Origin of the sequence: Liberiplasma polymorphum, assembly GCF_043951795.1 — a bacterium.
Lineage (GTDB): Bacteria > Bacillota_I > Bacilli_A > Izemoplasmatales > Izemoplasmataceae > Liberiplasma > Liberiplasma polymorphum.
In genome coordinates this window covers 47,841-55,187 of sequence record NZ_JBIOAG010000013.1, presented here as the reverse complement: position 1 = coordinate 55,187, position 7,347 = coordinate 47,841, and the positions used below count along the sequence as shown (strand labels likewise).

The window sequence follows — 7,347 nt, the reverse complement described above, 5'->3', positions numbered from 1 at the left end:
ATTTAATCAATGAAAAAAGCATGCCAACGCATGCTTAATTTAATAATCCAATAATCGTTGTAATTAAAACGAGTAAAATAGAGACGGTTGCAATTACAAACGCTGTAGTAATCATTTTATGCGTATGTTCTCTAAAAAATGCGGCTTTATCTTCAATTTTCGTAATTTTTGCATAAATAACTGCTATGAAATAAAATACAAACACAAAGATAAATACAATAAATATAAACCCTACAATTGAAAATGAGATGACTTGAATAATATTACTTAAAATATTATCTTCAGCAAATGGTCTAAGTCCAGTAGCTAAATGAACACTTAAGACGATTCCTGTTAAAATCCCTACAATAATGTAGTGTTCAAACAAACCGCCTTCTTTGGCTGTCATCATTTTCCTAGGTATAATCATTCTAGTTTTAAAATATTGTCGAAATATATCAACAAAAAACGTCATGAAAAATAGTAGTAGTATAAACGAGATATAATCAAGTAACATAATTTGCCTCCTTAGACATTAAAACGGAATAACATGATATCGCCATCTTTAACTTCATATGATTTTCCTTCAGAACGCATTTTACCATGTTCTTTAGCAGCAACCATTGATTTTGTATCCAATAAATCTTGATAACTAATGGTTTCAGCGCGGATAAATCCTTTTTGAAAGTCACTATGGATGACACCTGCACATTCAGGTGCTTTCATACCTTTTTTAAATGTCCAAGCACGTACTTCTTTTTCTCCAGCAGTGAAGAATGTTTGTAGTCCTAAGATCTCGTAACTTCTTTTAATAAGTTGATCAAGTCCTGTTTGTTCGATACCGAGTTCTTCTAAATACATCGCTTTTTCTTCAACTTCTAACTCCGAAAGTTCAGCCTCAATTTTAGCACTGATTAATAATGCTTCACTTTTTTCGTTTTCTGCATGAAAGATTACAGATTGTGCATGGGCATTGACGTGGTTATTAGAAAAGTCTTCTTCTGATATATTACAAACATAAATCACAGGTTTTTGTGTTAAAAATCCGTATCCTTTAATTAAAGAAAGTTCTTCTTTATTAAAAAGTATGCTTCTTATCGGTCTATTATCCATTAAAGTTTCATGAATTAATTTTAAAAGTTCAAACTCTTTTTCCATATTTTGATCGAGTTTTAACTGAGCTTTTTTCTCAATTTTCGGTAATCTTTTTTCAACAATTTCTAAATCTGAGAAAATAAGTTCGATATCAATAGTTTCAATATCTCTAATAGAATCAACATCCCCATCAACGTGGGTAACATTTTCATCCTCAAAACAACGAACTACATGGATAATCGCATCAACCTCGCGTATATGAGATAAAAATTGATTCCCCAATCCTTCGCCTTTACTTGCGCCTTTTACAAGACCTGCAATATCTGTAAATTCGAATGTAGTTGGAACGATTTTTTTAGGATTAACGATATCTGAAATTTTATATAGACGCTCATCAGGTACGATGACGGTTCCTACGTTAGGTTCGATCGTTGCAAACGGATAATTAGCAGCAAGTGCGCCTGCATTAGTAATTGCGTTAAATAATGTTGATTTACCGACATTAGGTAAGCCAACAATTCCTGCGGTTAAAGCCATTGTGTTTCCTCCTTTAAAGTGCCTTTAACATTGTATAGTAAAATAGTCAAAATTACAACACATTTGTCTAGGCAATAAAGGCGAGTAATTTAGTTATCGTCAGGATGTGGATTTAGTGTTGTAACACTTGATTCATACTCTATGCCATTACGAATATAAAGTAAGCGTATTTCATCCCCAACACGCGAATTTAAAATTGCTTCTCTTAAATCGTTAAAATTGTAAATTGGTATGTAATCATCCCAATCAACATGTTTAAATCCCACGATTGTATCACCGTCTTGTAAGCCGGCTGCAGCTGCAGCGCCACCTTCTTGTACATCGATACAAACACCATACTCGGTATCACAAAGATTTACATACACACTAGAGATGACCCCTAAATAAGGGCGAATGACACGCCCATTTTCTTCTAAGTCTCTAACGATGCGCTCTACTGTGTTACTAGGGACTGCAAAGCCTATATTAGCCGCTAACGTATCCACAATTTTCATGTGATTAATCCCTATTAAATATCCATTGATATCAAATAGTGCCCCACCACTATTACCTGGGCTAATTGAAGCATCATGTTGAATTACAGTAGCGTTAAATGCACCAGAATCTAAGAACCTGCTTGGTCCTGAGATGATGCCCATGGTTACACTACCAAAATATTGAAATCCTAATGGATTCCCAACTGCAAAGACCATTTGTCCTGGTCTTAATGCATAGGAATCGCCAAACTCAACTGTTGGGAAAAATTCAGTTGATTCAAAGCTAATTACAGCCATGTCAGTAATTGGGTCACTACCATAGAATGTAATATTTTCAAATTCAATAAAGTTCAACATCCCATAGCGTTCATAGATTACTTCAATTTCTGTAAAGTTTTCAATAACGTGATGGTTCGTTACAACATAGTAAGTATTTCCTACCGCTTTATAAATAACCCCAGAACCAGATCCTCCACCATCAGCACGCATAACTTGTATGCCTACAACGGTTTTAGCACGATCTTCTAGCATTTGAACCATTGCTTGTTCAAATGCTTCTAGTTCGTAAACACTAGTGTACTTATTTTCAGGTAGTAAGTCTCTAATAATATCAATAACTTCTGCACGTGTTAAATCAGTCGGTAAATAACTCTCGACTAAATCAGCGATTGCTTCTTCGGTTAAATGAGTAGGGACTAAAGAAGTGATAAATGCTTCAAGTTGTGCTTGGGTTAAGTATAGAAGATTTTCATCTTCTTTTTCTGCTAAAATTTCTTCAATCATGGCCCTTACTTGTTCATCTGTTAGTCCGTTATTTGGACTTGGACTTTCAAAAGCTAAATCACAAGCTGCAAGCGATAATGTAAAAAGTAATGTGATGATTAGTAATATTTTTTTCATGGTTAGCCTCCTATAGGTTAAACAATGCTTTTGCGTTGTTTGTGGTATGTGTTGCTACTTCTTCGAGTGATATATCTTTAATTTTTGCGATTGCCTCAGCAATTAGAGGTAAATAACTTGAATCGTTTTGCTTTCCTCTATAAGGATGCGGTGCTAAGTATGGTGCATCGGTTTCTATCAGCAAGCGATTTAATGGAACAATACTTGCTACTTCTTTTGGCGTTTTAGCATTTTTAAATGTTACAGGTCCACCTAAAGATATGTGTAAACCAATATCAAGAAATTTTTGCGCCATTTCTTTTGATCCACTAAAACAATGCATTACACCTTTTAGGGGGGCATGTTTTTCCATGACTTCATAAATCTTTTCTGAAGCATCACGCATATGAATCGAAAGGGGTTTATTTAATTTTTTAGAACGTAATATTTGGGCTTCGAAAACGTCGATTTGTTCTTTTTTATGGTCTTTATCCCAGTAAAAATCAAGTCCGCATTCACCGATGGCTACGACTTTTTCATGTGTTAATAGTTTATCTAGTACATCATAATCTTTTTGTGTAATATTTTTTGCCTCAGTCGGGTGAAAACCTACTGATGCAAAAACAAAGGGGTATTTTTCTGCAATCTCTATTGCGCGTTGATTGGTCAAGTGGTCAAACCCTATGACGACAAGATTGCTTACGTTTGCATCGATTGCTTTTTTTATATACATATCGAGATTCTCATATAGGACATCACTATTTAAATGGACATGGGTATCTATATACAATATTATCAACTCCTCGTAAGTTATATTATAACGTTTTTTTGCCTTTTTTTATAATATTTTACATAAAAGAAAAGGATTAGTTTCCTAATCCTTAAATGGTTCTAATATCTTACTTTTCTTTTTTATGTTCTTCTATAATTTTATCGATTAAATGAGAAGGAACTTCATCATACCTAGCAAAATCACGTGTGAATGATCCACTTCCTTGTGTCATGGCTTTTAAGTCAATGGTATATTTAACAATTTCAGCTTCCGGAATATCTGCAGAAATAACCTGCATACCACCTTCTATAGGTTCCATACCAAGTACACGGCCACGTCGTTTGTTAATATCACCCATTACATCTCCAACATACTCATCTTTTACCATGATTTTAACATTCATGATTGGTTCTAGGATGGTTGGCTTTGCGGTTTTACACGCTTCTTTAAACGCAAGTCCGGCAGCCAACTTAAATGAAATCTCGTTTGAATCTACCGCATGATATGATCCATCATATAAAGTTGCTCTAAGGCCAATAACAGGAAATCCTGCAAGTGGGCCTTTTTCTAATATATCGATTAGTCCTTTTTCAACAGCTGGAAAATAGTTTTTAGGAACCGCCCCACCAAAGACTTCTTCTGTAAATTCAAAGTCGTGCTCGTTAGGATTTAGTGGTTCAAAACGAATATGAACATCACCAAATTGACCCGATCCACCTGATTGTTTTTTATGTCTGCCTTGAGCTTGAGTTTTTTGTTTAATGGTTTCACGATAAACAATTTTTTGATCTGAAGTATCAACTTCAACTTTAAACATATTTTTCATTTTTTCAACGATATACCCAATATGCGTCATTCCTTGACCACCAATTAAAAGCTGTGCAGTTTCTTTATTTCTGCGCACCTCAAATGTAGGGTCTTCAAAATTCAAACGTTGTAATGCAGATGAAATTTTGTCTTCATCTTGTTTGTTTTTAGGATGTATAGCGACATAAATGGTTGGTGATGGGACTTCTGCTGGTTCAAAAATAATCGGTTTTTTAGGATCTGCTAAAGTACATCCTGTATAAATATTATCTAATTTAGCAACCGCTCCAATATCGCCAGCACTCAGTGCATCTACTGAAATTTGTTGTTTCCCACGAAGTGAGAATAGTTGATTAATTTTTTCGGTTTTTTTAGTGTTGGTAATCATGACTTCTTTTCCAACGCTAAGCGTTCCTGAAACTACTTTGAATAAATTGACCGCTCCAATAAATGGATCGACAGTAGTTTTAAATACATAAGCTGAAAAAGGTTCAGAGTCTATCGTTTTACGTTCTACAACTTGATCGGATGATAAGTCTTTACCTTTCATTGGGTTAAGTTCGTTTGGTGCTGGTAAGAAATAAACAAGCATATCAAGCATGGTTCTAACACCTAAAGTATTCGTTGCAGAACCAACTAGTATTGGTTTAAGTTCACCGTCTAAGACACCTTTTCTTAAGCCAGAATGAATCTCTTCCTTAGTTAAAGCTTCACCAGAAAAATATTTTTCTAGTAATTCTTCACTTGTCTCAGCAACTGATTCCATGATTTGTTCGCGTAATTCTGATGCTTTATCGCTTAAGTCGTCTGGCATCGGTGCGTCTACACACATGGTTCCGTTTGATATTTTTGCTTGGTCGTCAACTAAATTAACATAGCCGTTAAACGTTTCACCTTCGCCAATTGGCCAGGCAAATGGTACTACTTGTTTACCAAAACGGTCACGTATTTTAGTCATAAGTTCTTCAAATTTAATGTTTTCTTTGTCTAGTTTGTTAATGTAGATGAGGGTTGGTATATGACGTTTAGTTAACTCAATCCATAGACGTTCTGTTCCTACTTCAATCCCTTTAGAACCGTCTATAACTAGTACAGCTCCTTTAACAATTGATAATGCTTGGTTAATTTCTCCCATGAATTCTTCACTACCTGGTGTGTCAATAAAGTTGAACTTATAATCTTTCCATTCAACTGGGATTAATGACATCGATAATGAAGTTAAACGTGCATGCTCTTCAGGTAAATAATCTGATACAGTACTCTTTTTTTCTACTTCACCCTTTTTTTCAATGGCACCTGTTGCTAACAAGATGGATTCGGATAATGAAGTCTTTCCACAACCGAGGTGGCCTAAAATAGCGATATTACGGATCTTTTCGGTTTCGTATTGTTTCATAAAATTCCTGTCCTCCATGTAATTTTTGGCATCTACTTTTAGTTTTATTATAGCATAAGCATCGCTTATGTATAGTGTTTTATAGGGATTTTAAACGAATTGTGTAAGCGCTTATTTTTTGGGGATTAAAAAAGGCCGTAAAGAATAAATGATCAATTGATCTTTCTTTATGGCCTTTTAGACATTTAATATGTATTAATTATTTAAGAACTTCAGCAACTACACCAGCACCAACGGTACGTCCACCCTCACGAATCGAGAATTTAGTCCCTTGCTCAAGTGCAATTGGATGAATAAGATCTACAATCATCTCTACGTTGTCTCCAGGCATAACCATCTCAACACCAGCTGGTAATTCGATGACACCTGTAACATCTGTAGTACGGAAGTAGAATTGTGGGCGATAGTTTGAGAAGAACGGAGTATGACGTCCACCCTCTTCTTTACTTAATACGTAAACTTCTCCACGGAACTTAGTATGAGGCGTAACGCTTCCTGGTTTCGCTAATACTTGTCCACGTTGGATATCATCACGAGTAACCCCGCGTAATAATGCTCCAATGTTATCCCCTGCTTCAGCACGGTCTAATAATTTACGGAACATTTCAACACCTGTAACAACAGTTTTTTTAGTTGGTCTAATACCAACGATTTCAACTTCTTCTTGAACTTTAACAGTACCACGGTCTACGCGTCCTGTCGCAACAGTTCCACGTCCAGTAATACTGAATACGTCCTCGATTGGCATCATGAATGGCTTGTCGATTTCGCGAGTTGGGTTAGGGAAGTAAGTATCAACAGCTTCCATTAATTCAAGAATTTTTTCTTCGTATGCTTCGTCACCTTCTAATGCTTTTAACGCAGATCCCATGATAACTGGAATGTCGTCTCCAGGGAAGTCATAATCGCTTAATAATTCACGAATTTCCATTTCTACTAATTCTAATAATTCTTCGTCGTCTACCATGTCAACTTTGTTCATGAATACAACAAGTCTAGGTACACCAACTTGGCGGCTTAATAAGATATGCTCACGTGTTTGTGGCATAGGTCCATCAGCAGCACTAACAACTAAGATAGCTCCGTCCATTTGTGCAGCTCCAGTAATCATGTTTTTAACGTAGTCAGCATGTCCTGGGCAGTCAACGTGCGCGTAATGACGCGCTTCAGTTGAATATTCAATGTGTGCAGAGTTAATTGTGATTCCTCTTTCTTTTTCTTCAGGTGCGTTATCGATAGAAGCGTAGTCAGCAGCAGTTGTTCCACCGATTCCTCTTTTAGCAAGTGTAGTTGCAATTGCAGCAGTTAATGTAGTTTTCCCATGGTCAACATGTCCAATTGTTCCAATATTGACATGGATTTTATTACGTTCAAATTTTTGTTTTCCCATTTTAGATTTTCCTCCT

The 7,347-nt window shown here is 35.8% G+C and carries 6 protein-coding genes; all 6 read right to left on the bottom strand.

What is annotated here, in order from left to right; genetic code table 11:
- Positions 1-34: 34 nt before the first annotated feature.
- The 6 genes from ACHAJD_RS04625 to tuf all read right to left on the bottom strand — a co-directional run bounded on the left by ACHAJD_RS04625 (position 35) and on the right by tuf (position 7,331).
- Positions 35-496, bottom strand: coding sequence for a hypothetical protein (locus ACHAJD_RS04625; protein ID WP_435584701.1), 462 nt, complete (start codon positions 494-496; stop codon positions 35-37).
- An 11-nt stretch (positions 497-507) separates the two neighbouring features.
- On the bottom strand, positions 508-1,611 hold the full coding sequence (ychF, locus tag ACHAJD_RS04620) for a redox-regulated ATPase YchF (RefSeq protein WP_435584700.1): 1,104 nt from the start codon (positions 1,609-1,611) through the stop codon (positions 508-510).
- Positions 1,612-1,700: 89 nt separating this feature from the next.
- A complete protein-coding gene (locus ACHAJD_RS04615) occupies positions 1,701-2,987 on the bottom strand; it encodes a S1C family serine protease (protein ID WP_435584699.1) in 1,287 nt (428 codons plus the stop codon).
- Between the two features lie 10 nt (positions 2,988-2,997).
- Positions 2,998-3,756: a TatD family hydrolase gene (locus tag ACHAJD_RS04610; RefSeq protein ID WP_435584702.1), complete on the bottom strand. Its 759-nt coding sequence runs from the start codon at positions 3,754-3,756 to the stop codon at positions 2,998-3,000.
- Positions 3,757-3,865: 109 nt separating this feature from the next.
- Positions 3,866-5,941 (bottom strand): elongation factor G, encoded by a 2,076-nt coding sequence (gene fusA, locus ACHAJD_RS04605; protein ID WP_435584698.1) that lies wholly within the window; start codon positions 5,939-5,941, stop codon positions 3,866-3,868.
- Between the two features lie 199 nt (positions 5,942-6,140).
- Entirely contained in the window at positions 6,141-7,331 is a 1,191-nt protein-coding gene (gene tuf, locus ACHAJD_RS04600) for an elongation factor Tu (RefSeq protein WP_435584697.1), read from the bottom strand.
- Between the last annotated feature and the right edge of the window lie 16 nt (positions 7,332-7,347).

Bases quoted from the DNA above. Each gene is read 5' to 3' on its own strand.
- ACHAJD_RS04625 (WP_435584701.1), bottom strand. From the start codon at position 496: ATGTTACTTGATTATATCTCGTTTATACTACTACTATTTTTCATGACG.
- ychF (WP_435584700.1), bottom strand. From the start codon at position 1,611: ATGGCTTTAACCGCAGGAATTGTTGGCTTACCTAATGTCGGTAAATCA.
- ACHAJD_RS04615 (WP_435584699.1), bottom strand. From the start codon at position 2,987: ATGAAAAAAATATTACTAATCATCACATTACTTTTTACATTATCGCTT.
- fusA (WP_435584698.1), bottom strand. From the start codon at position 5,941: ATGAAACAATACGAAACCGAAAAGATCCGTAATATCGCTATTTTAGGC.
- tuf (WP_435584697.1), bottom strand. From the start codon at position 7,331: ATGGGAAAACAAAAATTTGAACGTAATAAAATCCATGTCAATATTGGA.